Raw genomic sequence first — 513 nt, forward strand, 5'->3', positions numbered from 1 at the left:
ATGATCTTCTCGTGCTCGGCCTTCATCATGATGTCGCCGCCGCGCGGGCCGCGCGCCATCGACAGGGTCAACAGTTTCTCGCGGGTGCCGCGATTGCTCAGGGTCGACATCAAGGGCTGCTGGGTCGTGTTCACGACCGGGATCACGAACTTGCCGTCCAGGCCGCGCTTCTTGGCTGCAGCCGCGGCGGCGTCGATCTGCTTGTCCGACATGCCGGCCAGTTCGGCGCGGGTGTCGACCACCAGCGCCGAGGCGTTGGCTTCCTTCAGCACGTTCTGGGCGAACTGGGTCGACAGCGCGGCCAGCTGGCCGTTCATCGCCTTCAGCTTGTCCTTGTCGGCGCTTGAGAGCTGGGCGCCGGCGCGCACGAAGTCCTTGTGGTAGCGCTCGACCAGGTAGGCCGATTCGGCGTCGAGCTTGAGGCTGGCACGTTTGTCGTACAGGGCCTTGATGCGGGCGAACAGTTTCGGGTTCAAGCGGATCGAGTCGGCATGCGCGGCCAGCTTCGGGGCC

At 65.9% G+C, this 513-nt stretch carries 1 pseudogene; it reads right to left on the reverse strand.

Going from position 1 to position 513, the window contains the following annotated elements:
* Positions 1–513, reverse strand: a pseudogene (locus tag KVT32_RS28565) (dipeptidyl carboxypeptidase II); the annotation flags it as partial.

It is taken from the genome of Achromobacter sp. GbtcB20, from assembly GCF_019091095.1.
GTDB classification, from domain to species: Bacteria; Pseudomonadota; Gammaproteobacteria; order Burkholderiales; family Burkholderiaceae_B; genus Achromobacter; species Achromobacter mucicolens.